Source organism: Pseudoalteromonas xiamenensis (genome assembly GCF_030994125.1).
GTDB lineage: Bacteria > Pseudomonadota > Gammaproteobacteria > Enterobacterales > Alteromonadaceae > Pseudoalteromonas > Pseudoalteromonas xiamenensis_B.
Window position 1 is genome coordinate 2,928,874 of the sequence record NZ_CP099917.1, and the last position, 26,127, is coordinate 2,955,000.

The following is a 26,127-nucleotide window of genomic DNA, read 5'->3' on the forward strand; positions in this document are numbered from 1 at the left end:
AGGAAGCCTGGCTTCCTTTTTTGTTTATAACGGTTCTAGATTTAACTAAACATCTCTAACGGTGGTTGCTGCATGTCTTTTGGAAAGCGAATGTAGTAGGTCAAGCCTTTGCCTTCTTCGCTCTCAACCTCAATCTCGCCATTCAATGTTTGTTTTACTAAGTTAAGTGTAATATGAGTTCCTAAACCGCTACCCCCTTGGTCGCGTTTAGTCGTAAAAAACGGGTCAAAGAGCTTTTCTAGCTGCGCTTTACTTACACCTTTACCATTGTCTTTGTACACAATTTTAACGTCATCATTGTCTTCAGTGATCGCAATATCAATCGTACCAATATTCATTTCCTCAAAACCGTGAATGAGAGAATTCATGATCAAGTTTGTGAATATTTGGCTAATCGCGCCCGCTGGAAGATTGAGTATCAAATCATCAGGGCAACTCACATTGATGTTGTGTTTGGTCTTTTTGAGTTTAGGGTGCAAAGACTTTATAACTTCCCCTAAGTATTCTTTAAAGTTAATCGTTCTGACCGCTTCACTTGCTTGGTCAACCGCGATTTGTTTAAAGCTCGCGACCAGCTCACTGGCTCGGTCTAAGTTTGTTGTAAGTAAACTGGTGCTTTGCTTCGCATCGTTTATAAATTCTTCCAATGCTTTGGGTGAAAGCGTTTTTTCTTTGTACGCAATTTCTATTTGCTCTAGACGTTCTTGCAAGAAGGACGTTGCTGTAACGCCAATTCCAACCGGTGTATTAATGTCGTGGGTAATACCCGCAACTAACCCCCCTAAGGCAGCCATTTTCTCTGAACCCACCAAGCGTTCTTGGGCTAAATTGAGTTCATCTAGATACCGTTCAAGCTCTTTTTGTTTGGTGAGTAACTCTTGCTCTGTTTGTCTACGCCTATCGACTTCCTCAGTTAAAGTAAGCTTTTGTTTTTCAAGTTCGTATTTTTGTTGCTGCAAATCCATCATTGCTTGGCTTAAATTTGATGTTTTGCGCGCAACTTCTTGTTCTAGCTGCAGATTGTGCTGATCTAGTTTCTCATTACTGATGATGAGTTCTTTTTGCGTTTGATCTAGTTTTTTGCGGTATTCAGCTACTTTATCGATGAGTTTGTTGAACGCTTCTTCCATCACTTTCAATTCGTTGCGCTCAGTGGTGTCCAACTCAATGCGATGGCCATCGGCATCATCAAGCTCGAATTCTTCAATTTGTTCTGTGAGCTGAGACAATGGTTCGGTCAGTAGTTTTCTGAACGCAAGTAAAAATAGGATAATCAAAAAGGTTGTTTTGATCATCGCGTTGCCAATCAAGAAGTAGATTGAAATCATGATACGGCTGAACACAACTTCGCGGCTTGAAAAAAGCGTTACGTCACCAACTTGGGTAGCGCGTCCTGAAAATTCGAAAATAAGTGGAAAAGTATACCCAAATAGACCAGAGGGTGTGTCCTCGATTATTGCTTCTTCCTGAACTAATTGTTGACTGTATAGTTCATGGATATCCAAAGAACGACCAAGTTGCGAAATAATTTCGCCACTGTCATCACGCACAATAATCCCCTCAATCATCGGGATTGCGAGTAAACCTTCGGCTGTGGTTACGGTCTGCTTAGTGTTTAGTTCCCATATAGCGCGAGTTAGGCTTCGGCTGAAGGTTTTTTGCAGCATGGTCAATTCGTTGCGAATATAGTCTTTAGTATTAACATACTCCGCAACCACTTGACCGCACGTAACGACAAATGTTAATAAGAAGTAAACCGAAAGCACGTTTGTAAGTAGCTTTTTTGATAGGCTTTTTTGTAGCATGAATGAACCCGTGCTCCTCAAAATAAGTTCACAGCTTTTTGTCTGCTTATAAACTTAGCCAATAACCGATTAAAAATAAATAAATATAATGGATTTATCTCAATATCTTTACCTCTTTTACAATTTAGACTGTTATATCACTTAACTTATTTTTCGTTCTTGTGGTATAAGTTGCTAACGAGGTTGCTATTGAGAACTAAACTTTTTAGCAATAACAGCTTATCAGTCAAGAGCTCGATGCTATTTTTGGATATTTGAAAACACGATGAGTTACTCTGTCCTAGTTTGTGACGATTCAACAGTCGCACGTAAACAAGTAAAACGCTGTTTGCAAGCTTCACTGGATGTTGACATTGTCGAGGCGCAGCATGGCGCGGAAGCATTGGCGCTGTTGCAATCAAAGCAGATAGATTTGGTTTGTTTAGACCTAACTATGCCTGTAGTGGATGGAATTGGGGTGCTTGAAGGGATCAAAGAGCAGAAAATTGAAAGTTTTGTGGTGGTCATATCCGCTGATATTCAATCCGAAATGAAGGCAAAAGTTGCCTCGCTGGGTGCGCTCGACTTTATTGAAAAGCCTGTTAAGTCAGACTCATTGTTGTCTGTTTTGCATAAATTTGGCATTCGTTAAAATCCAACTTGAAAAATTCACATAATCTATTCCCGAAATTCACCTTGACAGTTTGGCTGTTTTTACGGCAGTCTAATTGCGTTATGAAAAAAGAATTATTGAATACTACGACCATTATTATTACCACCACCATCCTGACTGGATAGTGGCATAGGTCGTTGCGTATTCAAAAAAGGCCTGTGTTCACTACGAACACAGGCCTTTTTTCGTTTTTGGAATGAGGAACATAAATTATGCGAGTTTTAAAGTTTGGTGGTTCATCCCTTGCGGATTTCGCCTGTTTATCAAAGGTAAAAGAATTAATATTGTCCTATGCGGGGCCTGATTCGCTGGTTGTGCTATCTGCGCCAGGGGGCATGACAGATCATCTTGTTGGACTTGCCGACTTAGCGGCACAAGGTTCGGATTACAGCGAACGTTGGGATGCGCTAATTCTGCGGTCAGAAGGGCTGCGCTCAGAAGTTGAAGCCGCATTCAGTAAAGTTGAGCACTGGCCGAATTTTAATGAACTCGCGGATAAATTGGCTGGTGTTAAATTACTCAAACATTGCCCAGACCAAGTACGTGCGTACGTCATTAGTTTTGGCGAGCGTGTGAGCGTTGCACTGATGCAAGCAATGATGGGCTCTGACAATGCCTATTATTTGGAAGCAACAGATTGTATTCGGACTGAAGGCAACTATTTGGAGGCCGAAGTTGATTTAGTGGCGAGTAAAGACGCATTCCGTCAACAACTGCAGCAAAACAACTTTCCCTATTACATCATGCCTGGCTTTACTGGTAGTAACGCGCAGGGCGAGTTGTCCGTACTTGGCCGAAATGGGTCAGACTATTCTGCTGCGATTGCCGCAGCCTGTTTAGAAGCCGAAGTTTGTCAAATTTGGACAGACGTTGATGGTGTTTATAATGCGGACCCTCGTTTTATTAAAAAGGCCAGTAAAATTAATTGGCTATCGTACAAAGAAGCAATGGAGCTTTCGTATTTTGGTGCGAAAGTCTTGCACCCGAAAACTATTTTACCGTGTGCAAAAGTCGGCGTACCTTGTGAAATCAAGAATACACACAACCCTGACGTACCAGGCTCGATGATTAGCCATGAGCGTCAAGGTGATGAGACGGTTAAAGCTATATCAAGTTTAGAAAAACTAGCTATGTTGACGGTATCAGGCCCAGGCATGAAAGGTAAAGTGGGTATGGCATCACGGGTCTTTAGCGCACTTGCTAATGACAATGTTTCAATCGTACTCATTACGCAATCTTCTTGTGAATTTAGTATTAGCTTTTGTGTTCACGAAAGTGACTTAGCGTTGGCGCTAAATGCGCTTGAGCAGGCATTTGCGCTTGAATCACAAGCGGGGTTAATTGAGCCAATTCAAGTTCAACGCGAGCTCGCCATAGTGACTTTGGTGGGGGATAACATGAAAGCCCACAAAGGGTTGGCTGCAAAATTCTTCGCATCGTTGGCGCAAGCACAAGTAAACATAGTTGCGATTGCGCAAGATTCAACGGAAAGTGCGATTTCAGCGGTCATTGATGGCGCACTCTGCAACGATGCGGTGAAAGTTTGCCATGAGAACTTCTTTACGCATGTCCCTTCGATAGACGTGTTTTTACTTGGTGTTGGCCTAGTGGGTCAGGAATTAGTAAAGCAGTTAGAAAAACAGCAAGCTTGGTTGGAAGCACGCAACATTAAGTTGAATTTATATGGTGTGGCAAATTCGAAACAATGTTACCTGAATTCTGATGGGGTGCCGTTTGATAGCTGGCAATTGGAGCTCGGCAAGGTTGCGGAACCATTCAGTTTAACGCGAGTTGAACAATTCGTCAGAGCAAACCACCTAATCAACCCAGTCATTGTGGATTGCAGTTCCTCTCAACAGTTGGCGTCCCAATACGCTGAATTTTTACGTGCAGGCTTCCACGTTGTCGCTGCGAATAAAAAGGCGAACACGGGTAGCTTCGCATATTACCAAGAGTTGAAGGCTGCTGCGTTATCGATGCGTCGTAAATTCTTGTACGAGACAAACGTTGGTGCAGGGCTACCTGTACTTGATAACCTCCAATTATTGTTTGGTGCGGGTGATGAACTACTGTCATTCAATGGAATTTTATCGGGTAGTTTGTCGTACATGTTTGGTGCGATAGAAGACGGGTTATCGCTTTCTGAAGCAACTGAAAAGGCGAAATCGCTTGGATTTACAGAACCTGATCCGCGTGATGATTTATCCGGGACGGATGTTGCTCGTAAATTACTTATCATCGCTCGAGAATCAGGGCTTGAGCTTGAGTTGTCGGATATCGTTGTAGAACCTGTCGTACCAGGCCACTTTGCAGAAGGCTCAAGTGTCGATGAATTCATGGAAAAGTTGCCAGAATTGAATGCGCAATTTGCGGATAGAGTGCAAAGTGCTGCGGCAGAGGGTAAGGTGCTGCGTTACGTTGGGACAATTGAGAATGGGCAATGTCGAGTTGGAATTGAAGCCGTTGATAAACAGCATGCCCTCAATGCGATTCGAGATGGTGAAAATGCGCTTGCCATATTAAGTCAGTATTATCAGCCTCGTCCATTTGTGATTCGTGGGTACGGTGCTGGAGCTGAAGTGACTTCAGCGGGCGTATTTGCTGATATTCTCAAAACATTGTCTCGATAGGAGTGAGTCATGGTTAGTATGTATGCACCAGCATCAATCGGTAATTTCTGCGTTGGTTTTGATTCTCTAGGGGCAGCACTAGCCCCAATTGATGGCAGTCTTCTTGGTGATGTCGTTCATGTGCAGGATGCGCCACAGGATACGTTTGAATGCATTGGCGCCTACGCGTCATTTCTGCCGTCAAATGCACAAGAGAATTTAGCGTTTCAATGTTTACAACATTTTCGTGAATTTGTCGCGCCAACAATGCCTCCAGTTGCTTTGACTCTTGAAAAACGTCTTCCAATCGGATCTGGTTTGGGCTCAAGTGCGTGTTCAGTCGTTGCAACGTTTGCGGCCCTTGATGCCTTTGCCAAAACAACGTTAAGCCAAATTGAGTTAATTGAACTAATGGCTGATTTCGAAGGCAAAGTGTCAGGTGGTCGTCACTACGACAACATTACGCCATGCTATTTAGGTGGTCTTCAACTGACGGCTGAACTTGTGCCTAATCGAGCCATGAGTGTCCAAACCCCTGAAGATTGGTATTACGTTGTTGCTTATCCGGGGTTTGCATTAAACACAGCAAAAGCTCGTGCAGTACTACCAAAAGAGCAGTCAACTCATGATGCCGTTTGTTTTGCCCAGCGTTTGAGCGCCTTTGTACTTTTAATGCAAGCGGGACGTTTTGACGAAGCACTTGAGCTTATGGAAGATCCAGTCGCTGAGCCATACCGAGCTGAACTGATAGCAGGGTTTGCAGAAGCGAAAGCCGCATTACCGAGTTTAGGTGCTGAATTGGTCAGTATTTCTGGTGCGGGTCCAACATTATTTTCAATTTGCAAAAGCCAACAAGCAGCAGAGAAATGTGAGCAGTGGTTACAGGAAAATTATCTTAACGAGCAGGGTTTTAGTCACATATGTAAGCTCGATCATTTTGGCACTCGCGAGTTGTAACAAGGATAAAAAATATGAACTTATTTAATTTAAAAGATGCGTCTCAACAGGTTTCGTTTGTTGAAGCCGTTAAAATCGGTCTAGGGCGAGAGCAAGGTGTATTTTTCCCGCAAACGTTAGCTCCTCTTAGTCAAGTATCCGCCTTGCTCAGTCTGCCTTTTGCGGAACGCAGTGCAAAAATTCTGAGTCATTTAATTGGTGATGAGCTATCAAAGGATGTGTTGAGCGACATGGTGTCACGTGCGTTTAATTTTCCTGCGCCGTTAGTTAATGTTGCAAAAAATACATATTGTTTAGAACTGTTCCATGGTCCAACGTTGGCGTTTAAAGATTTTGGTGGTCGTTTTATGGCGGAATGCGTAAGCCTGTTTAGCGAAGGCGAGCGAGTAACTATTTTAACGGCAACCAGTGGTGATACAGGGGCAGCTGTTGCCCATGCATTTTATAAAAAGCCAAATGTCGATGTGGTGATCTTATACCCTGAAGGCAAAATTTCTCTCGCACAACAAAAGCTGTTCACAACTTTGGGTGAGAATATCCACTGCTACGCAGTCGATGGCAGTTTTGATGATTGCCAAGCGTTGGTAAAAGAGGCGTTTTTGGATGAGGAATTGAAGCAGAAGCTTGGTTTGAACTCGGCGAATTCGATCAATATAAGTCGTCTACTTGCGCAAGTTTGTTATTACTTTGAGGCTGTTGCTCAGTTGCCGGAAGATAAGCGTAATAGTGTCCATGTTTCTGTGCCTAGCGGTAATTTTGGTAATGTATGTGCCGCGATGATTGCTGCGGTTATCGGTTTACCTATTCAAAGACTCAGCGCTACGACAAACCAAAATGATACGGTTCCACGTTATTTGGTTGACAATACATGGTCACCAAATGCAACGAAAGAATCACTGTCGAACGCAATGGATGTGAGCAAACCTAATAACTGGCCGCGAGTGGAACAAATGCTAAAAGAAACAATGTTCTCAAAGCATGACTTTTTTTCACGTTCAGTATCTGAACAAGAAACGAAACAAGCGATGCACACACTCCATGAAATGGGTTATTTAGTCGAACCTCATACTGCGATCGCTTACAAAGGCATGGTTGAAGATGAGCTTGCGAACGCGAGTTCGATTTTCCTTGCGACAGCACATCCAGCCAAATTTAAAGACTCTGTTGATGAAGTCCTTGGCACGGACATAGAGCTGCCAAAGGCCTTGTCTGACGCCTTGGCTAAGCCTTGTCTGGCGGAACCGTTGAAAGCGGACTACGCCGAGTTAAAAGCGGCGGTTTACGCAAAGCTCGCGGTGCAATAACCCCATTGTTGTACAAGAGGCCAACAGGCCTCTTTTTGTTGCTACATTTAAAATATTTATTTAGTTTGGTTGTTTTTATAATTTTTATAAATGTTTAAATTAAAAAATATCATTGTCAAAAGACTGTGAAATAAATTCAATCCTTGATTAAATATGTTCACTCAAGTTACGCCCCGTTTGCGTAGGCAAGTGGTCAATTTAGGCGTACAATACGGCTTTTCACAATATACGTGTACCTAGGAGACCCCATGTTAGAACGTAGCATGAACATCGCTGATTTTGATTCAGAATTGTTTGCAGCGATTGAAGCGGAAACCGCTCGTCAAGAATCGCACATCGAGCTTATCGCATCTGAAAACTACTGTAGCCCACGCGTTTTAGAAGCTCAGGGTTCTCAGTTAACAAACAAATACGCTGAAGGTTATCCAGGTAAGCGTTATTATGGCGGTTGTGAGCACGTTGACGTTGTTGAACAATTGGCAATTGACCGTGCATGTGAATTATTCAAGTGTGATTACGCAAACGTTCAACCTCACGCAGGTTCACAAGCAAACGCAGCGGTTTTCCAAGCGTTACTTCAACCACATGATACCGTTCTAGGTATGAGCCTTGCGCATGGTGGTCACTTAACTCATGGTTCGCACGTAAATTTCTCAGGTAAGTCATACAACGCAATCCAATACGGTTTGAACGCTGAAACAGGTGAAATTGATTACGCGCAAGTTGAAGCGCTAGCGCTTGAGCACAAACCAAAAATGATCATCGGTGGTTTTTCTGCTTACTCAGGCATCGTTGATTGGGCTAAATTCCGTGAGATCGCAGATAAAGTAGGTGCATACTTACTTGTTGATATGGCGCACGTTGCAGGTCTTGTTGCGGCAGGTATCTACCCAAGCCCGCTACCACACGCACACGTTGTAACAACAACAACACACAAAACGTTAGCTGGTCCTCGTGGTGGTTTGATCCTGTCTGCATGTGGCGATGAAGAAATCTATAAAAAGTTAAACAGTGCCGTATTCCCAGGTGGCCAAGGTGGTCCTCTGTGCCACGTTATCGCCGCGAAAGCAGTTGCGTTCAAAGAAGCACTACAACCAGAATTCACAACGTACCAAACGCAAGTTGTTAAAAACGCGCAAGCAATGGTTGCAGTAATGCAAGCTCGTGGTTATGACATCGTATCAGGTAAAACAGATAACCATTTGTTCCTTCTTGACCTAATCAAGAAAGACATCACAGGTAAAGATGCTGATGCTGCGTTAGGTAATGCGTATATCACAGTAAACAAGAACTCTGTGCCAAATGACCCACGTTCACCGTTCGTTACATCAGGTTTGCGTATTGGTTCGCCAGCAATCACACGCCGTGGCTTTAAAGAAGCAGAAGCAAGTGAACTTGCAGGTTGGATTTGTGACATTCTAGACAACATCGCGGATGAGTCTGTACAACTTGCAGTACGTGAGAAAGTAAAAGCAATTTGTGCAAAATTCCCAGTTTACGCGTAATTACGCTAACAACTGAGTTGATTTTTGTTATGATAAAGGCCGCTGTTTAGCGGCCTTTTCTTTTTCAAGGAACTACTTCATATGCATTGTCCTTTTTGTACAGCTAAAGAAACTAAAGTGATTGATTCGCGTTTGGTTGGAGAAGGCTATCAAGTCAGGCGTCGACGTGAATGCATTGAATGCCATGAACGTTTTACGACGTTTGAAGGCGCTGAATTAGTGATGCCAAGAGTGATCAAGCAAGATGGTTCTAGAGAGCCATTTAATGAAGATAAACTCTTGAATGGCTTGCATAGAGCCTTGGAAAAAAGGCCGGTTAGTACGGAACAAATTGAAGAAGTTATTCATAAAATCAAATCTGAACTGCGAGCAACTGGCGAACGAGAAGTGTCTAGTCATTTTATCGGTGAACTGATTATGGAAGCGCTCAAGCGTCTAGATAAAGTTGCGTATGTACGCTTTGCTTCAGTTTATCGTTCCTTTGAAGACATCAAAGAATTTGGCGAAGAAATTGCGAAGTTAGGAGAGCACTAACGTGTCGGCATTTTCTTCACTAGATGAACAATACATGCGAAGAGCGATTGAGCTCGCCAAGCAAGGACAATTTACCACGACACCGAATCCTAATGTCGGTTGTGTCATTGTGAACAATAATGAAGTTGTTGGTGAAGGTTTTCACATTCGTGCTGGTGAGCCGCATGCAGAAGTGCACGCCCTTCGTATGGCGAAAGAGAAAGCTGTCGGTGCTACAGCCTATGTGACATTAGAGCCTTGCAGTCATTATGGACGCACTCCACCGTGCGCGAAGGGTCTAATTGACGCTGGGATAAGCAAAGTTATTGCAGCCATGGTGGATACAAATCCACAAGTCGCAGGAAAAGGGTTAGCAATGCTTGAAGTCGCGGGCATTGAGACTGCGTTTGGCTTACTTGAAAGTGATGCGCGAGCCTTAAATGAAGGCTTTTTTAAACGAATGGAACTGGGCTTGCCATTCGTCAGTTGTAAACTCGCGGCCAGTCTCGATGGCAAAACAGCGTTAAGCAATGGTGAAAGTAAATGGATCACGTCTGCGGACGCGAGAATGGACGTTCAACAGTTTCGTGCACAAAGTTGCGCGATTATTAGCGGTGCTGATACTGTCCTTGCTGATAATGCTAAATTAAATGTGCGAGAGCATTTTTATCCAGATTTACAAACAGAACCCAGACAACCAATTCGTGTGATCCTTGACTCAAATAATCGACTGACACCTGAACTTGCCTTATTTTCCTGTGAGTCGGCGATAATTCTTGTGCGAACAACTCCTTCCGCTATTGAAAATGTATCACCGTGGCCACATTTCGTGGAAGAAATCGTCGTAGAAGCAAAAAATGGTAAGGTGGATTGCCTTGCGCTTTTGAAAGTACTTGCTGCACGAGGCGTCAACCGTGTCTGGTTGGAAGCAGGACAAACATTGTCAGGTGTATTCCATGCAGAAGGCCTCATTGACGAGTACATTGTTTATCTAGCTCCAAAAATTTTAGGCGAAGGCAGTAAAGGCCTTTTTGCAACAAAACCACTTGCTCACTTATCTGATGCAATGGCATTGGAGTTTACACACGTTCAATCAATCGGCGTTGATCTTCGAATTCACGCAAGACAAGCTAGGTAATTATGTTTACAGGTATCATCGAAGCAACAGGTCATTTAAGCGAGTTGAAATTGCAACAGGGCGACCTGTCTGTGCGAGTAAAAAGCAGCAACCTTGATATGGCAGACGTTCATCTGGGCGATAGTATTGCGACCAATGGCGTATGTTTAACCGTGGTTGAAAAATTTTCAGATGGTTTTCGTGCTGATGTGTCGAATGAAACGCTATCACTGACGCGTTTTGGCGACTATAAAATTGGACAAACGGTTAATTTGGAAAAAGCGCTGCAACCTATTTCTCGCTTAGGTGGACATTTGGTTTCAGGACATATTGATGGCGTTGCAGACATTGTGGCAGTCACACCGAATGCGAGAGCGACCGAGTATTGGTTAAAAGCACCATCCCACTTGATAAAATACATTCCTTACAAGGGATCTGTCGCAATTGATGGGATTAGTTTGACGGTCAATGCCATTGAGGATGACCGCTTTAAGCTGACCATTGTTCCGCACACGGCCCAAGAGACAACCATTGCGGATTTTAAAGTAGGCACCAAAGTGAATCTTGAAGTCGACCAAATAGCACGCTATTTAGAGCGCTTGCTTGGAAAGGACGACACCGTTAAATCAGAATCGACTCTCACAACGAGTTTGCTTGCACAGGCTGGCTTTATTCGCTAGTTATAGAGTTGAGCAGACCTTAAAGCGTAGGTAAAACATGGCATTAAATAGCGTAAAAGAAATTATCGAAGACATTAAAGCCGGTAAAATGGTCATTTTAATGGATGACGAAGACCGTGAAAACGAAGGGGATTTGGTCATGGCGGCCGAACATATTACCCCTGAAGCTATCAATTTCATGGCAACCTATGGCCGAGGATTGATTTGTTTAACGATGACTCAAGAGCGTTGCAAACAATTAAATCTACCTTTAATGGTCAAGTCAAACGGTGCGCAGTTCTCAACAAATTTCACCGTGTCGATTGAAGCGGCGAAAGGCGTAACAACGGGTATTTCAGCCGCGGATAGAGCGCGGACAGTACAAGCTGCAGTTGCTAAAGGTGCAGTGCCAGAGGATATCGTTCAACCTGGTCATATTTTCCCAATCATGGCGCAGCCAGGTGGCGTATTAACGCGTGCCGGTCACACAGAAGCAGGTTGTGATTTAGCGCGCTTAGCGGGTCTTGAGCCTTCTTCCGTTATCGTTGAAATTCTTAATCCAGATGGCACTATGGCTCGTCGTCCAGAACTTGAAGTGTTTGCAAAAGAGCACGGTATTAAAATTGGGACCATCGCGGATCTGATTGAATACCGTAATTTAAATGAAACGACGATTGAGAAAGTGGCTGTTTGCAAATTGCCAACTGAATATGGTGAGTTCGATTTAGTCACCTATAAAGACACCATTGATAACCAACTTCATTACGCACTCATTAAAGGTGAAGTAACTGCTGAGACTCCAACGCTCGTGCGTGTTCACTTGCAAAGTACATTCAACGATATTTTGCAGTCAAGCCGAGGAGGGGAACGTAGCTGGGGCCTTACGTCTGCAATGCAACATATCGCACAAAACAACGGCGTATTGGTCATTTTGGCAAAGCAAGAGCGTACGTCTGATTTAGAAGCGATTGTGAAGAATTTTGCTAAGCAAGATGCGGGCGAACACGTGTCAGTGAACAAATTCCAAGGTACCTCACGCACGGTGGGGGTGGGTTCACAAATTCTGGCTGATTTGGGTATCCAAAAAATGCGTCTGATGAGTTTACCGAAGAAGTATCATGCGCTGTCAGGCTTCCACCTTGAAGTGGTGGAATACGTAGCACCAGAAGGTTACACCGAGTAAGTTTTCACTCATCTCATTTCGTTCAGTTTAGAATGAAGAATTAGAATCATCGCCTACGGTTTTACACAGTAGGCGAACTTAACTTTTATGTGCTATTATGCGCGTCTATTTGGCTATTGCTCAGATATAATTAGGAACAGCGAATGAAAATCATCGAAGGTAATAAATACGCACCGGGTAAAAAGTTTGCCATTGTAATCTCTCGTTTTAACGACTTTATTGGTCGTGCTTTGTTAGACGGAGCGGTTGACGAGCTTAAACGAGTAGGTGGTGTGAAGGACGAAGATATTACAGTCGTTTATGTGCCTGGTGCGGTTGAACTGCCATTGGCAGCTAAGCGCCTTGCGATGAAAAAAGAACACGACGCAATTATTGCGTTAGGTGTAATTATTCGTGGTGGTACACCTCATTTTGATTTGGTTGCGAATGAATCAAACAAAGGTCTTGCGAGTGTCTCGCTTGATTATGATGTTCCAGTTGCATTTGGTGTGCTTACAACAGAAAGCATCGAGCAAGCAATTGAACGTGCGGGCACTAAAATGGGCAATAAGGGTGGCGAAGCTGCACTTAGTGCGCTAGAAATGGTAAACGTACTAGATCTTATTTAAGAATCTCAGAGGAATTTAAGTGAAACCAGCAGCGAGACGTAAAGCACGAGTTTTAGCACTACAAGCAGTGTACTCATGGCAGCTAAGTGGTAACCCGATTGCAGACATCGAACAGCAAATGTTGATCGAAAACGACGTATCAAAAATCGATGTTGAATACTTTAAAGATATTGCTCGTGGTGTTGTAGTAAATCAAAAGCAACTAGACGAAGTGGTATCTCCACATTTATCACGTCCGTTTGATGACTTAGACATGGTTGAGCGCGCTATCCTTCGTTTGAGTGCGTATGAGCTTAAGTTCCGTGAAGATGTCCCTTACAAAGTGGCTATTAACGAAGGTATTGAACTCGCAAAAATGTTCGGTGCTGAAGACAGTCATAAATTCGTTAATGGTGTGCTTGATAAAGCAGTGAAACTACTTCGTTCAAAAGAGTTTTCTGCCAAGCAATAATTCAGGAGAGCCGGCGTAGGCCGGCTTTTTTGTGTATGAAGGAATTTGAGTTAATTAATCGCTATTTCAAAGGCCGAGGTATCACGCGACGTGATGTGGACTTAGGCATTGGCGATGACTGCGCACTGGTTTCAGTTCCTGAAAACAGTCAATTGGCTATCACAACCGATACATTGGTGTGTGGCGTGCATTTCTTTGAAGACATTCCCCCAAGAGCTCTTGGACATCGAGTTTTAGCTGTAAATCTCAGTGACTTAGCGGCAATGGGCGCGGAGCCAACTTGGGTGTCACTGGCGCTTACGCTACCAAGTGTAGATTTAGAATGGCTTGAAGCGTTCACTGAAGGGCTTCACGAAATTGCAGAATACTACAACGTTCAAGTTATTGGTGGAGATACAACGCAAGGTCCTCTGACAATTACGGTTTGTGCTAAAGGGATTATTCCTAAAGGGAAAGCGCTGACTCGCAGTGGTGCAAAAGTTGGTGATTGGATTTTTGTGACAGGGCCGCTTGGCGATGCAGGACTTGCGATTGAAGCGCGAAAACAAGGGCTTAACATTACTCCTGAAAATAGGCAGGATGTCGAAAAACGTTTTTATTTCCCGACACCACGAGTTGCAGCAGGGCAAGTGCTTCGCGGACTTGCAACTTCAGCTATTGATGTATCCGATGGTTTAGTGGCGGATCTTGGGCACATACTTCGAAAATCGAATGTGAATGCGACGGTTCAAGTGGAAAAAGTGCCGGTATCAGAAGCGATGAAGGCAACGTTAAGTGAACAAGAACGTTGGCCGTATGTTTTAAGTTACGGCGATGACTATGAGTTGTTATTTACAGTCTCTGATACCAACAAAAGTACACTAGCGAATAAGTTAAAGCAGTATGGCGTTGAAGCAAAATGCATCGGGCAGATCTTAGCAGGAAATGGTCAACTAGAGTTGACTTTACGAGGGCAAAAGTTTGCTTTACCAGCGCGTGGATACGAGCATTTTAGTAACGAGTAGTTAGGAATAGAGTGAAGCAGTCTAAATATTCTTTAAGTCGTCCGCATCAGTTTTTGGCGTTGGGCTATGGTTTGGGTCTCGCACCAAAAGCACCCGGCACATTTGGTACTTTGGGGGCGTTACCCTTTATCTTCCTATCAAATGGATGGCCTATCTGGTTACAGATAGCAATTGCAGTAGTCTTCTGTTTGATTGGATTTTGGGCATGTGGAAAAACTGCTGACGATCTAGGCGTGCATGACCATCCTGCGATAGTTTGGGATGAAGTTGCCGGATTCTATATTACCATGATGTTTGCACCCATTAATTGGCTTACATTATTGGTGGGTTTTCTCCTTTTTAGATTCTTTGATATTGCAAAGCCAGGCCCAATCCGAACTTTGGATAGAAAGTTGCAGGGCGGCTTTGGGATTATGGCAGATGATATTCTTGCTGGTATATTTTCATTGATTTGTTTACAAGCTTTGATCAAAACTGGTTACCTAACAATTTAAAGGAATTATGCTGGTGTCATTGCGAACACGACAAGTCGGGTTATATTGCAAGGTTATACTTTGCTTGCTTTCATTTGTATTGTTTCCCGTCAAGGCGGCAATCAACGACTATGTTGTTAAGCAATGGAATATTCAAAATGGCCTACCATCGCAGTCTTTAAGTAGCCTAGTCCAAGACAATGATGGGTACATTTGGATTGGAACTCAGTTTGGCCTAAGTCGTTTTGATGGCAGTACATTCACGAATTTCAACACGCAAAATGTTGAGTTCTTGCCAAGTAACGGTATCAATAAACTGCTTCTAGACAGCAATGGGTTTATCTGGATTGGTACACGTAATGGCTTAGTGAGGCTAAATCCACGCTCATTCGAAACCGTGTCTTTTCGAATTAACGGACCAGTAAAAGACATTCTGGAAGATGAGCGAGGGCGCATATGGGTTGCGGCCAACGGCTTATTTATACTCACAGAACCTCAGATCAATCGTCAAGACCCCAATGCTCTTTCAGATGTTCCAACACTCAATTCAATAAATCAAATCGTCGGCTCAGTCAGTAAAATTGCTTGGTCGCCAAAGGGGATTTGGCTTGTTAATGAACGCCATTTACTTCGTCTTAGCGATTCGACTTCTGCGCCGTCCGATGCACTGCGTTTGGAACTCAGTGCTAAAGTGTCGCTGCCAGACCGATTAGCACAAACGATTATTCATGATCTCAGTTGGATTGAAGGAAATCTGTTACTCGCCTCTGAGTTAGGGGCTTATTTTCTTGATATTGATGATGAGCTAAGACCGTATCAATTTCCAGTCGGGGGTAATGCCGCCGTTTATAAGTTTGTTAGTGACCCTGATGGCGGTCTTTGGATCTCTACGTATGGTCGTCTACTCTACCGTGACAGTGATAGACAATGGCAGTGGGTTGAACCTGTTCAACTCGATCAAAGCATCTGGTTTTCAGATATATTCAGAGATCATGACGGCAATGTCTGGTTTGCGAGTTTCAGTGAAGGACTCTGGCTTGCGCATGCGGGTAAAGTTGAGCGTCACGCGTCAGTTGCTGCTGAAGCTCAAGCCGTGATGGCGATTACTCAAGGCCCCGATGGACGGCTGTGGATAGCAGGCAGCAATGGGCTTGGGTATTTAGATAAAGATGAGAATTACGTTGAGGAAATTCCTCAAGAGGTACTGAAGCGTTCTTCAATCCACGATTTAGAGTTTGTCGGTGATAGACTGTATTTAGGCACCGATAGAGGAGTCATGTTGTATGAAAATAAACAACTTTCAACACTTGGCTATCGTGAACTTAGACAAAATCCCGTTTTTTCAATAAGCCCATCTAATAAAGGCGGGTTATGGCTCGGCACTGGGCGTGGGTTGTATCGACTCGATTATTCAGGGATCACGCCGTTTACTTACAACGCTTTTCTTGGCAGTAAATTCATTACCTATGTGATTGACTATCCTCGCTATGGATTCATCGGTACAAATAAAGGGGCGTATCGCTATAACGATAGAGGCATCGAAAAAATCGGTGGTCAAACAACGTTAGACAACGCTTATGTGACCAGCGTATTGCATATTGACGGTGTAGCGACATTGGTCGGGTCATTAAATGACGGTTTATTTTATAAAAGTGAAAATGGTGAGTGGGCTCAGCTAGACGCGTCCCAAGGTTTGCCCTACGGTTCAATTTTTTCATTACACTACGATAAGTCCATCAATCGTATTTGGGTTAGTACGATGAAAGGCCTGTACCGTATGCCACTAGATCAATTTACGGGTCCTATCGTTAATTTGCAGATTGAGCAAGTGATTAGTTCATTCGACAAGCAATTGGATGGACGTCCGAGTCAATGCTGCTCTGGTATTGGTCATGATTCCGTTGTAGAAACGCAAACCGCGTTTTGGTACCCAAGTTTGCAAGGTGTCGTAGAAATCCCTAAAAACGTGAAGTTGTTTGGCAAAGACAATCTTAATGTACAGATGGAGAGCATTGAAACGCCTGACAGAACGTTATTCAGTGATGTGTTGAGGGAATCTATCACGCTCAAGACCAGCGAAAGAGATATAACGCTGCGCTACACCGCAATTGATTATTACGCACCAAATAGCATTGAATTCCGTTATCGCTTATCAGGATTGGATACCGATTGGCGCAAGGTTCAAAGCAGACGAGAAGCAATTTACACCAACCTGTCTCCAGGGGAGTATCTCTTTACGTTAGAAGTAAAGCGTCAAGGACAAGATTGGCGTAATGCGGTACAAAGAACATTGTTGATTAAAGTCCCACGTCGTTTTGATGAAACAGTGTATTTTAGACTCCTCATCACGAGCGGATTTATTTTCTTATTTTATTTGGTGTTCTGGGTTTTCAGAACACAGGAACGAAGGAAACAGCAGGCTTTGGAGAACTTAGTGGCTGAACGTACGACAGAGCTTAGGAAAGCGAATGAAAAATTGAATCAAGTAAATACGCAGCTGAAACTCGTTAGTCACACAGATGAACTTACGGGGCTTCGTAGCCGCCGCTTCTTGTTTGATCAATTACCAAAAGATGTAGAACATTATCAACGTAACGCGCATTCTCTGCAGCAGCAAGACAAGTCATTGGTATTGATGATCTTAAATATCGATAAGTTCAGTAAAATTAATGATGCGTTTGGGACGATTGGCGGTGACAGTTGCTTACAACAATTGGCGACATTGCTGAACACGCGTACTCAGGGCTCAGACTATGTTGCGCGCTGGAGTGGTGATGAGTTTTTACTTTTACTCCGAGATTTCAAGCGACCAGCTATCCAACAATATGTTAGTGAGCTATGTAAAGCGATTGCTGACCACGAATTTAGTTTGCCAAATGGACAACAAATTAAACTGACGGTCTCACTCGGCTGGTCGTTCTATCCGTTGCCATTGTTAGGTGGTCAGGTGATTGGCTGGGAATCTTCAGTGAACTTGGCCGATATTGCGCTACACCAAGTTAAACGTCGAGGTGGAGATGGTGCGGCCACGATCATCTTTGACAATCAATTGGATGCCTTTGAGTTCGAGCAATCGATCAATATTGATGAGCAACTCCAGTCGTTGCAAAGCAATGGACTTGCCGAGGTTCAGGTTTGGATGCGTTAGAATTGACGCATCTTCGCTTATTAAACACGTTTAAACAGGCTTTTTATCCAAGCTCCATACATCACCCAGTCGCCCAAAAATGAATATAAAGGGTGTTTAAAGGTGGCTGGTTTATTGTTTTCAAAAAAGAAATGTCCTATCCAAGCAAATCCGTAACCTGCTATCGGGGTGTATGCTAGTAAGTAATAGTTATTGAATATCAACGCGCATATCACTAAGAGAAGCACGCAGGAACTGCCAATATAATGGAGTCTTCTGCAGGTTGGGTTGCTGTGTTCTGCAAGGTAATAGGGATAAAAGCTAGAAAACGATTCGAACTGTTTCTTTTGCATTGTAATGTTTGTCGCATCGAATGAATATTCTTTACCCTATGGCAATAATGTTACTGAAGCAAGCCAATAATTAAGCGATGATTTAGTGAAGCGGATAGATAACCAGATTGAGAAAATAAAAAAGAGCCCGAAGGCTCCTTTTTAAAGCGATTTGATTTGGGCTAGGATCCCATTTGAATCAAGACCCAGTTCCGCGTACATTTCTTCTTGCGTTCCGTGTTTGATAAACTCATCCGGGATACCAATGTGTTTCACTGGTTTCGTATAACCTTTCAACGCGAAATATTCACTGACTGCACTGCCTGCACCTCCGGCAATAGCATTATCTTCTAATGTGATAAAGCGGTCATGATTCAACACTAATTCGTCGAGTAGCTCGGTATCAAGAGGCTTAACAAAACGCATGTCAACTAATGTTGCATCCAGTTCATCGGCAACAGGTTTTGCATAGCCTAGAAGCGTACCAAAGTTTAATATCGCAACGTTGTTACCTGAACGAATTACGTTAGCTTTACCGATAGGGAACTTCGTCATGGATTGCTGGATTTCTGCTGTACCAGCACTGCCGCGAGGGTATCGAACCGCCGCTGGCTTGCCACAATGGTAACCTGTATAAAGCATTTGTCTGCATTCATTCGTATCACTAGGTGCCATAATCACCATATTTGGAATGCAGCGCATGAAACTCAAGTCGTAAGCACCTTGGTGCGTTTCACCATCTGCTCCGACGATTCCGGCGCGGTCAATTGCAAACAATACAGGTAGATTTTGTAAAGCAACATCATGGATCAGTTGATCGTAAGCGCGTTGTAAGAAACTCGAGTAAATTGCAACAACAGGCTTTAAACCTTCACAGGCAAAACCAGCACCCAATGTAACGGCATGTTGTTCAGCAATCGCAACATCAAAATATTGTGACGGATGCTCTTTTGAGAAACGAACCATTCCTGAACCTTCACGCATTGCTGGTGTGATAGCCATTAAACGTTTGTCTTCAGTGGCCATGTCACAAAGCCAATCACCGAAAACTTTTGAAAAGGTTGGAGCGCCAGGCTTTGATTTAGGCAAGCTTTCTAATGCAGGGTCAAACTTAGGAACGCCGTGGTAACCGATAGGATCAGCTTCTGCTGGTTTATAGCCTTTGCCTTTTTGCGTTTTAATATGCAGTAACTGAGGACCTTTTAAATTACGCATGTTACGCAATGTATCAACCAGCATATTAATATCGTGACCGTCTATTGGTCCAATGTAATTAAAGCCTAGTTCTTCAAAAAAAGTACCAGGGATAACCATACCCTTGAGGTGTTCTTCCATACGGCTTGCCAACTCTTTAACAGGCGGCATGCTAGAAAGGAGCTTTTTACTGCCTTCGCGAATGTTGGTGTAAAAACTACCGGATAGAATACGGGCAAAATGGTTGTTAAGTGCACCGACGTTTTCAGAGATGGACATTTCATTGTCGTTTAGAATGATGAGCATGTCTGATTTAACGTCACCAGCATGGTTCATTGCTTCAAATGCCATTCCTGCGGTCATTGCACCATCACCGATCACCGCGACCACTTTTCTGCCTTTGTCTTCTTTTTTCGCAGCGATAGACATCGCAAGTGCGGCAGAAATAGAGGTGCTTGAGTGGCCAACACTAAACGTGTCGTATGGGCTTTCTTCACGATAAGGAAATGGGTGTAATCCATCTTTTTGGCGAATTGAGTGCATCTGCTCGCGGCGACCGGTCAAGATTTTGTGTGGATATGCTTGATGACCTACATCCCAAACCAAGCGGTCTTCAGGAGTGTTATACACGTAATGAAGGGCAACAGTCAGTTCTACCGTGCCGAGTCCAGATGCTAAATGACCACTGCTTTGCGAAACTGAGTTAAGAAGGTAATCCCTCAACTCGTTACTGAACGCCTGTAATTTATCTTGTGGCAACGAACGTAGTTGATGTGGTTCATCCACTAAAGTTAATAATGGGTACTTGCTACTATCAAGTTTCATGGTATCGATATGTGTCCTTCGCTAAACGCACAGAGTGGTTTGTCCACTCGTAGTTTGCTTTATTTACGTAATATTGTCATCAATTCGTCAACAGTCCAATCAGTGATCACGCTCAATGATAAAGCGAGCGAGTTGTTTCAACGTTTCACTGTTTCTGGACATCTCATCAAGCGCATTAAGGCTCTCGTTAACTAATTGGTTGGCAAACTGTTTTGCTCCATCGAGACCCAAATGTGCAGGGTAAGTTGACTTATTTAATTCTTGATCTGAACCCTGAGGTTTACCGAGTGTAAAGGTATCGCCAATGATGTCCAAAATGTCGTCTTGCACCTGAAAGGCTAGGCCAACTTTTTGACCGAAATCTCGTAAATGTTTGAGATCTTGCTCAGGGACATCTCGCCCACATAAAGCACCGAGTTCAATCGACGCTTGAAGCAATGCACCTGTTTTAAGTGAATGAATAGACTCCAGTTGAGCGAGCGATATAGGCGTATTTGTTGCAGCAATATCCATTGCTTGACCGCCGGCCATACCAAGCATCCCGGTTGCTTTTGTCAGTACCTTGAACATTGCTAGAATATTCTCAGCAGGTACATCAAACGGATGATTACTGATTAATTCAAATGCGAGTGTCTGCAGTGCGTCGCCAGCTAAAATGGCCGTAGCTTCATCAAAGGCGATATGACACGTAGGTCTTCCGCGACGAAGTGCATCGTCATCCATTGCCGGTAAATCGTCGTGAATCAAGGAATAAGTATGAATACATTCAATCGCGGCGGCGAGTACATCAAGGTCATTAAAATTCGCATTGTACATTTCTCCTGTCGTATAAACCAAAAAAGGTCGTAAACGTTTACCGCCTATGGTCAGACTGTAATGCATTGCATCAGATAAACGTTTATCTGTGGCTAAAGATTGACTGAAGTAATGTTCAATGAATGCTTCGACGCGGTCTCGCGCCGAAGTGATGTTTTGTTCTAAGGTCACTATTTATTCTGCTTCTTGAAAAGGCGTGACATCGGCATTAGGGTCGTTACTCATTAAGATAGCAACCTTTTGCTCCGCTTGTTTTAGTTTACTGGCTGATGCGTTTGCAAGACCAATTCCTCGTTCAAATTGTTTTAAGGCGTGATCTAAAGACATGTCGCCTTGTTCCATTTCAGTTACAATCGTCGCGAGTTCATCCATCGCTTGTTCAAAACTGAGATTTTCTGGTTTTTTTACAGCCATAACGGGTTCTTACTTTCAGCGCGAAACAAAAGCATAATTTTAGGGAGAATCGCCTCTTAGGTCAAAATAAGTTGCATGAAATCCCCGTAAAATAAATAAAGATGTTTGAGTATGAAATGGCTTTGTTTATTGAAGAGCTCGCAATTTAGGGGCTTTTTAATATAATTGATTTAAGTAATTCAGTTAGTTGCCGATAGAATCTTAAAATCTAGCAATTACACCCATAAGTAATTAGAACTGCTAATAATAATTTCATGGTTTTCTCGGAGGGGATGTGGATTTAGCAACCGTAATAGGCCTTGTTGGTGCCATAGGCTTAATCGTCATGGCAATGTTTATGAGTAGTGATGGTGCTATGGGCATGTTCGCCGACGGCCCCTCAACGGTTATCGTATTTGGTGGCTCGATATTCATCGTACTTTCTAACTTTACCATGGCACAATTTTTCGGTATCGGTAAGGTTGCAGGTAAGGCGTTCATGTTTAAAATTGAATCGCCAGAAGAATTAATAGAAAAAGCGGTTGAACTTGCTGACTCTGCACGTAAGGGCGGGTTTTTGGCATTGGAAGAAGCTGAAATTCCAAATAAGTTTATGCGTAAAGGTGTGGACATGTTGGTAGATGGACATGATGCAGACGTTGTTCGCGCCACCTTACAAAAAGACATTGCCTTGACGGCAGAACGACATGAAGCAGGGGCGATGTTGTTCAAATCACTTGGTGATATCGCACCTGCGATGGGCATGATAGGTACGCTAATCGGTCTCGTTGCGATGCTGTCTAACATGGATGACCCTAAAGCTATCGGACCTGCTATGGCGGTAGCGCTATTAACAACACTTTATGGTGCCTTCCTTGCGAACGTTGTTGCTATTCCAATTCAAACAAAATTAGCACTTCGTAAAGGGGAAGAGGAAATGAATCAGCGTTTGATTCTTGATGCTGTTTTGGGGATTCAAGACGGACAAAATCCAAAAGTAATCGAAGGTATTTTGAAAAACTATTTACCTGAATCTAAGCGAATGACAGAAGCGGAAGGGTAAGCTTATGTCTGACGAGAAACCCTGTAAATGTCCGCCACCTGGGTTGCCCGCATGGATGGGGACTTTTGCTGACCTAATGTCCTTATTAATGTGTTTCTTCGTTTTGTTATTGGCATTCTCCGAAATGGACGTACTGAAGTTCAAGCAAATAGCTGGTTCTATGAAATTTGCGTTTGGTGTCCAAAACAAAATTGAAGTAAAAGACATTCCAAAAGGTACATCCGTTATTGCGATGGAATTTACGCCAGGTAAACCAGATCCCACACCGATTGAAACGATTCAACAGCAGACGGTTGAAATGACACAACAGATGCTAGAGTTCCAAGCGGGTGAAGAAACGTCTGCTGGTGGTCGTCAAGAGCAACGTGGTAATAAGCGTGGTGGTGAATCACAAAGTACGGCGCAACAAAATGCTTCGACACAAGCAGTATCTGCCGCAGAGCAGGAACAGATCAACGAGTTGGTTAAAAAAATAGCTCAACAGCTTGAAGAACAAATAATGGATGGAGCAATTGAGCTCGAATCGCTTGGCCAACAGATCATTATTCGTATTCAAGAAAACGGTTCGTTCCCATCGGGAAGTGCTTTCTTACAACCTAAGTTTAAGCCTATCATTCAGGAAATAGCTGACTTGCTTAAAGATGTGCCAGGTGAAGTCACTGTGTCTGGTCATACAGATGATTATCAAGTCACAAACGAGCTCTACACCAATAATTGGGATTTGTCGGCCAAACGAGCTGTAGCGGTTGCGAGTGAAATGCAAAAGGTGTCTGGTTTTGATAAAAATCGTATGGTGGTTGTTGGCCATGCTGATACAAGACCTTTGGTGCCGAACGTGACAGACGTAGACAGAAAGCGGAACCGCCGAGTTGAGATTTCAATATTACAAGGTAAGCCAACGGAATCAGATCCAATTAAAGTTGGGCAAGAACCCTAGGCGAATACTTGATTTGCCTCCGGCATTGAACTAGCTTAGATAGTAGTATTCTGGAGAGGGAGGTGACTCATGTTATTGAATAAGTATTCTTACATGCCAGGCAATGGAAACGGAGACGACAACGATCCTGATCCTCCGAAATAAACGATGGAAGTAAAGGTTCAATCAAATGCCTGAGTGGTACATTCAAATACTCAAAATGACAAACAACAGTTGGTTGCTTTTTCTTGCCCCAGCTGTTGTTTTTTACGTTCTAAGAAAAGATCGCCCAGCATTTCTATTTGCTCTCATCACTGCGACTTTTTTTGTAATTGGTGCAGTGTTGCATGATTCAATAAAAGAGTTTGATAGGGGAATTTACGTTTATCGTTATCTTTTTTGGGCTGCCATGGATATTGGTTGGATGGGTACCATTGCGTATCTCGCGTTAAAAGATAAAGTCTACATGTGGCAAAGTATTATCGGACAGCTTGTTGTTGTTGTTGCTCCAGTGCTTCAGTTGTTTCGATTGTTAGATAGACATCTATGGGATTTGCATTTTAGTAACTATCTTTATACAACCTTACTTCCGCTTGTTAATGTCGTGACGCTGGTTGTATGTTACTTACCTATATTATTCTTATTCAAACGCTCAAAAACGACAGGTCCAGTCGTAAGAGTATAAACTCGTTGAGCTAAAATCCTCGCTTCTTGGCCGAAAGTAGTCAATAATTTAACTGTTTATATATACAGTTATTAAATCATGAAACTCTACATCGCCGAAAAACCATCACTTGCAAAAGCTATCATTGCTGTTTTGCCAAAACCTCATAAAAAGGAGGATGGCTACTTCATATCTGGAAGTGGGGATAGGGTAACTTGGTGTATCGGTCACTTGCTTGAATTAGCTGAGCCTCATGTTTATGACTCTCAATTCGAAAAATGGGATCTATCACATTTACCTATTATTCCCCGCGAATGGCAAAGTTCACCTAAGAGTAAAACTAAGAAACAATTAGGTATTGTGATTAAGCTAATTAAGGCTGCAACCACGCTCGTTCATGCAGGTGATCCCGATAGAGAAGGGCAATTACTGGTTGATGAAGTAATCAATTATGCAAAAGTCTCAGCGACCAAAAAATCCACAGTGCAGAGAGTACTTATCAGTGACTTAAATGCACCTGCTGTGAAAGCCGCGCTGTCACAGCCAAAGAGTAATCTCGATTACGCGGCATTAAGTATTTCAGCGCTCGCGAGAAGTCGAGCTGATTGGTTGTACGGTATTAACCTGACTCGTTTATATACCTTATTGGGACGCACAAAGGGGGCCTCTCAGGTTCTATCTGTTGGCCGGGTGCAAACGCCTGTACTTGGGTTGATTGTTCGGCGGGATGAAGAAATTGAAAGATTCAGTTCAAAGCCATTTTATGAAGTCTTTGCATCATTGACAACAGATACCAAAGAAGGGTTTAAAGCGAAGTGGCAGCCAAGTGAAGCCTGTTTGCCATACATGGACGAAGAAAAGCGCGTTGTGGTGAAAGCGCTCGCGGAAAATGTGGTAGGTCGCATTACCGACCAAATCGGGATTGTACAAAAGCTCAGTAAAAAAGAAAAAAGGCAAAGCCCACCGCTACCTTACAACCTATCTGCGTTGCAAATTGATGCAAATAAAATGTTTGGGTTGTCAGCAAAGCAAGTTTTAGACACCTGCCAAAGTCTGTATGAAAAACATAAATTGATTACTTACCCGAGATCAGACAATCGCTATTTACCAGAGGGGCATTTTGAACAGCGTTTCAGTGTGGTCGATGCGATTAAAAATAATGTAGAGAAACTCAGCAAGGAGCCATGTTCAGCCAATCTTTCTATACGCAGCGCCTGTTGGAATGATAAAAAGGTGGAAGCACATCATGCGATTATTCCGACAGAAAAGAAAACCGCGGTGGCGTTGTCCAGTTTTGAAAGCAATGTTTACTATCTTATTTGTAGACAATACTTAGCACAGTTTTTTGGGCCTTACCTTTTCGACGAAACGGTAGTGCATGTCGAAATTGCTGGTGGCGTTTTTATTGCGAAAGACAAAATGGAGAAAGAGCTTGGCTTTAAGCTACTTTACGCTAAGTCCGAATGGACTAGCTCAACGTTACCGACTCTGGTTGAAGGGCAAGCTCTGCATTGTGATAGTGCGGAACTCTTGGAAAAAATGACAAGTCCACCAGAATACTATACGGATGCTTCCTTATTAAGTGCAATGACTGGCGTTGCCAAGTTTGTTACTAATAGCCACATAAAAGCTATTCTTAAAGAAACTGATGGTTTAGGTACTGAGGCAACAAGAGCCGGCATTATCGATTTACTTGTTCAGCGGCATTTTATTGTCCGTAAGGGAAAGCAGCTGCATTCTACTTTGCTTGGTAGAGCGTTAGTTCACTCGATACCTGATGATTTATCACTACCAGATAGGACAGCTTTGTGGGAATCAAATTTAAGTCGTATGGCTAAAAGAGAAATCTCATATCAGCAATTCATTGAGGAATTGTCAGATGAACTTAACCGACTTATAAATTCGAGTCACTCGAACACCATGCAGTCATTTAGTGGACTGGCTGAATCTTCCTACA

23 protein-coding genes (1 of these 23 only partly in view) are annotated in these 26,127 nt (G+C 43.2%); 18 read left to right on the forward strand and 5 right to left on the reverse strand.

All coding sequences use genetic code 11. From position 1 onward, the window contains the following. Positions 1 to 41: 41 nt before the first annotated feature. On the reverse strand, positions 42 to 1,805 hold the full coding sequence (locus tag NI389_RS13570; protein ID WP_308360397.1) for a sensor histidine kinase: 1,764 nt from the start codon (positions 1,803 to 1,805) through the stop codon (positions 42 to 44). Between the two features lie 265 nt (positions 1,806 to 2,070). Between NI389_RS13570 and NI389_RS13575 the strand changes: the two genes are divergently transcribed. The 14 genes from NI389_RS13575 (at position 2,071) to NI389_RS13640 (ending at position 17,988) form a co-directional block, all read left to right on the forward strand. After that, positions 2,071 to 2,436 carry a response regulator gene (locus tag NI389_RS13575; protein ID WP_308360398.1) on the forward strand — a complete coding sequence of 122 codons (366 nt, stop codon included), beginning with the start codon at positions 2,071 to 2,073 and terminating at the stop codon, positions 2,434 to 2,436. A gap of 233 nt (positions 2,437 to 2,669) precedes the next feature. Continuing rightward, positions 2,670 to 5,087 (forward strand): bifunctional aspartate kinase/homoserine dehydrogenase I, encoded by a 2,418-nt coding sequence (gene thrA / locus NI389_RS13580; RefSeq protein WP_308360399.1) that lies wholly within the window; start codon positions 2,670 to 2,672, stop codon positions 5,085 to 5,087. A gap of 9 nt (positions 5,088 to 5,096) precedes the next feature. Then, complete coding sequence (gene thrB / locus NI389_RS13585) at positions 5,097 to 6,023, forward strand: homoserine kinase (RefSeq protein WP_308360400.1); 927 nt, start codon at positions 5,097 to 5,099, stop codon at positions 6,021 to 6,023. A gap of 14 nt (positions 6,024 to 6,037) precedes the next feature. Continuing rightward, entirely contained in the window at positions 6,038 to 7,327 is a 1,290-nt protein-coding gene (gene thrC / locus NI389_RS13590; protein WP_308360401.1) for a threonine synthase, read from the forward strand. Between the two features lie 248 nt (positions 7,328 to 7,575). Further along, positions 7,576 to 8,832 carry a serine hydroxymethyltransferase gene (glyA, locus tag NI389_RS13595; protein WP_308360402.1) on the forward strand — a complete coding sequence of 419 codons (1,257 nt, stop codon included), beginning with the start codon at positions 7,576 to 7,578 and terminating at the stop codon, positions 8,830 to 8,832. A gap of 81 nt (positions 8,833 to 8,913) precedes the next feature. Beyond that, complete coding sequence (gene nrdR, locus NI389_RS13600; protein ID WP_208842526.1) at positions 8,914 to 9,366, forward strand: transcriptional regulator NrdR; 453 nt, start codon at positions 8,914 to 8,916, stop codon at positions 9,364 to 9,366. A 34-nt stretch (positions 9,367 to 9,400) separates the two neighbouring features. Then, positions 9,401 to 10,483 carry a bifunctional diaminohydroxyphosphoribosylaminopyrimidine deaminase/5-amino-6-(5-phosphoribosylamino)uracil reductase RibD gene (ribD, locus tag NI389_RS13605; protein WP_372588634.1) on the forward strand — a complete coding sequence of 361 codons (1,083 nt, stop codon included), beginning with the start codon at positions 9,401 to 9,403 and terminating at the stop codon, positions 10,481 to 10,483. A gap of 2 nt (positions 10,484 to 10,485) precedes the next feature. Continuing rightward, positions 10,486 to 11,142, forward strand: coding sequence for a riboflavin synthase (locus tag NI389_RS13610; protein ID WP_308360404.1), 657 nt, complete (start codon positions 10,486 to 10,488; stop codon positions 11,140 to 11,142). 37 nt (positions 11,143 to 11,179) lie between these two features. Beyond that, complete coding sequence (ribBA, locus tag NI389_RS13615; protein WP_308360405.1) at positions 11,180 to 12,304, forward strand: bifunctional 3,4-dihydroxy-2-butanone-4-phosphate synthase/GTP cyclohydrolase II; 1,125 nt, start codon at positions 11,180 to 11,182, stop codon at positions 12,302 to 12,304. A gap of 143 nt (positions 12,305 to 12,447) precedes the next feature. After that, positions 12,448 to 12,912 (forward strand): 6,7-dimethyl-8-ribityllumazine synthase, encoded by a 465-nt coding sequence (gene ribH, locus NI389_RS13620; RefSeq protein ID WP_208842529.1) that lies wholly within the window; start codon positions 12,448 to 12,450, stop codon positions 12,910 to 12,912. 19 nt (positions 12,913 to 12,931) lie between these two features. Continuing rightward, positions 12,932 to 13,363, forward strand: coding sequence for a transcription antitermination factor NusB (gene nusB, locus NI389_RS13625; protein ID WP_308360406.1), 432 nt, complete (start codon positions 12,932 to 12,934; stop codon positions 13,361 to 13,363). Between the two features lie 35 nt (positions 13,364 to 13,398). After that, positions 13,399 to 14,367, forward strand: coding sequence for a thiamine-phosphate kinase (gene thiL / locus NI389_RS13630; protein ID WP_308360407.1), 969 nt, complete (start codon positions 13,399 to 13,401; stop codon positions 14,365 to 14,367). Positions 14,368 to 14,378: 11 nt separating this feature from the next. Then, positions 14,379 to 14,861 (forward strand): phosphatidylglycerophosphatase A family protein, encoded by a 483-nt coding sequence (locus NI389_RS13635; protein WP_308360408.1) that lies wholly within the window; start codon positions 14,379 to 14,381, stop codon positions 14,859 to 14,861. Positions 14,862 to 14,868: 7 nt separating this feature from the next. After that, on the forward strand, positions 14,869 to 17,988 hold the full coding sequence (locus tag NI389_RS13640; RefSeq protein ID WP_308360409.1) for a ligand-binding sensor domain-containing protein: 3,120 nt from the start codon (positions 14,869 to 14,871) through the stop codon (positions 17,986 to 17,988). 20 nt (positions 17,989 to 18,008) lie between these two features. Here the strand turns inward: NI389_RS13640 and NI389_RS13645 are convergent, their stop codons facing one another. The 4 genes from NI389_RS13645 to NI389_RS13660 all read right to left on the reverse strand — a co-directional run bounded on the left by NI389_RS13645 (position 18,009) and on the right by NI389_RS13660 (position 21,548). Beyond that, positions 18,009 to 18,320, reverse strand: coding sequence for a DUF962 domain-containing protein (locus tag NI389_RS13645; protein ID WP_308360410.1), 312 nt, complete (start codon positions 18,318 to 18,320; stop codon positions 18,009 to 18,011). 141 nt (positions 18,321 to 18,461) lie between these two features. Further along, on the reverse strand, positions 18,462 to 20,318 hold the full coding sequence (gene dxs, locus NI389_RS13650; protein ID WP_308360411.1) for a 1-deoxy-D-xylulose-5-phosphate synthase: 1,857 nt from the start codon (positions 20,316 to 20,318) through the stop codon (positions 18,462 to 18,464). 99 nt (positions 20,319 to 20,417) lie between these two features. Continuing rightward, positions 20,418 to 21,305, reverse strand: coding sequence for a (2E,6E)-farnesyl diphosphate synthase (ispA, locus tag NI389_RS13655; RefSeq protein ID WP_308360412.1), 888 nt, complete (start codon positions 21,303 to 21,305; stop codon positions 20,418 to 20,420). A gap of 3 nt (positions 21,306 to 21,308) precedes the next feature. Then, positions 21,309 to 21,548 (reverse strand): exodeoxyribonuclease VII small subunit, encoded by a 240-nt coding sequence (locus tag NI389_RS13660; RefSeq protein ID WP_208842544.1) that lies wholly within the window; start codon positions 21,546 to 21,548, stop codon positions 21,309 to 21,311. Between the two features lie 274 nt (positions 21,549 to 21,822). Here NI389_RS13660 and pomA point away from each other — a divergent pair, with 274 nt between their 5' ends. From pomA to NI389_RS13680, 4 genes are all read left to right on the forward strand, one after another. Further along, complete coding sequence (gene pomA / locus NI389_RS13665) at positions 21,823 to 22,590, forward strand: flagellar motor protein PomA (RefSeq protein ID WP_308360413.1); 768 nt, start codon at positions 21,823 to 21,825, stop codon at positions 22,588 to 22,590. A gap of 4 nt (positions 22,591 to 22,594) precedes the next feature. Continuing rightward, entirely contained in the window at positions 22,595 to 23,527 is a 933-nt protein-coding gene (locus NI389_RS13670) for a flagellar motor protein MotB (RefSeq protein ID WP_308360414.1), read from the forward strand. A 169-nt stretch (positions 23,528 to 23,696) separates the two neighbouring features. Beyond that, entirely contained in the window at positions 23,697 to 24,191 is a 495-nt protein-coding gene (locus NI389_RS13675; RefSeq protein ID WP_308360415.1) for a hypothetical protein, read from the forward strand. Between the two features lie 78 nt (positions 24,192 to 24,269). Further along, positions 24,270 to 26,127, forward strand: partial view of a DNA topoisomerase III gene (locus NI389_RS13680; RefSeq protein WP_308360416.1) — the 5' portion only. 68 nt of this gene lie beyond the right edge of the window; only the first 1,858 of its 1,926 coding nucleotides appear in the window; the start codon lies at positions 24,270 to 24,272; its stop codon lies beyond the right edge, outside the window.

Bases quoted from the DNA above. Each gene is read 5' to 3' on its own strand.
- thrB (WP_308360400.1), top strand. From the start codon at position 5,097: ATGGTTAGTATGTATGCACCAGCATCAATCGGTAATTTCTGCGTTGGT.
- ribBA (WP_308360405.1), top strand. From the start codon at position 11,180: ATGGCATTAAATAGCGTAAAAGAAATTATCGAAGACATTAAAGCCGGT.
- glyA (WP_308360402.1), top strand. From the start codon at position 7,576: ATGTTAGAACGTAGCATGAACATCGCTGATTTTGATTCAGAATTGTTT.
- thiL (WP_308360407.1), top strand. From the start codon at position 13,399: ATGAAGGAATTTGAGTTAATTAATCGCTATTTCAAAGGCCGAGGTATC.
- thrA (WP_308360399.1), top strand. From the start codon at position 2,670: ATGCGAGTTTTAAAGTTTGGTGGTTCATCCCTTGCGGATTTCGCCTGT.
- NI389_RS13660 (WP_208842544.1), bottom strand. From the start codon at position 21,548: ATGGCTGTAAAAAAACCAGAAAATCTCAGTTTTGAACAAGCGATGGAT.
- NI389_RS13645 (WP_308360410.1), bottom strand. From the start codon at position 18,320: ATGCAAAAGAAACAGTTCGAATCGTTTTCTAGCTTTTATCCCTATTAC.
- NI389_RS13640 (WP_308360409.1), top strand. From the start codon at position 14,869: ATGCTGGTGTCATTGCGAACACGACAAGTCGGGTTATATTGCAAGGTT.
- dxs (WP_308360411.1), bottom strand. From the start codon at position 20,318: ATGAAACTTGATAGTAGCAAGTACCCATTATTAACTTTAGTGGATGAA.
- ribD (WP_372588634.1), top strand. From the start codon at position 9,401: ATGCGAAGAGCGATTGAGCTCGCCAAGCAAGGACAATTTACCACGACA.
- NI389_RS13575 (WP_308360398.1), top strand. From the start codon at position 2,071: ATGAGTTACTCTGTCCTAGTTTGTGACGATTCAACAGTCGCACGTAAA.
- NI389_RS13670 (WP_308360414.1), top strand. From the start codon at position 22,595: ATGTCTGACGAGAAACCCTGTAAATGTCCGCCACCTGGGTTGCCCGCA.
- thrC (WP_308360401.1), top strand. From the start codon at position 6,038: ATGAACTTATTTAATTTAAAAGATGCGTCTCAACAGGTTTCGTTTGTT.
- NI389_RS13610 (WP_308360404.1), top strand. From the start codon at position 10,486: ATGTTTACAGGTATCATCGAAGCAACAGGTCATTTAAGCGAGTTGAAA.
- NI389_RS13570 (WP_308360397.1), bottom strand. From the start codon at position 1,805: ATGCTACAAAAAAGCCTATCAAAAAAGCTACTTACAAACGTGCTTTCG.
- nrdR (WP_208842526.1), top strand. From the start codon at position 8,914: ATGCATTGTCCTTTTTGTACAGCTAAAGAAACTAAAGTGATTGATTCG.
- NI389_RS13675 (WP_308360415.1), top strand. From the start codon at position 23,697: ATGCCTGAGTGGTACATTCAAATACTCAAAATGACAAACAACAGTTGG.
- ribH (WP_208842529.1), top strand. From the start codon at position 12,448: ATGAAAATCATCGAAGGTAATAAATACGCACCGGGTAAAAAGTTTGCC.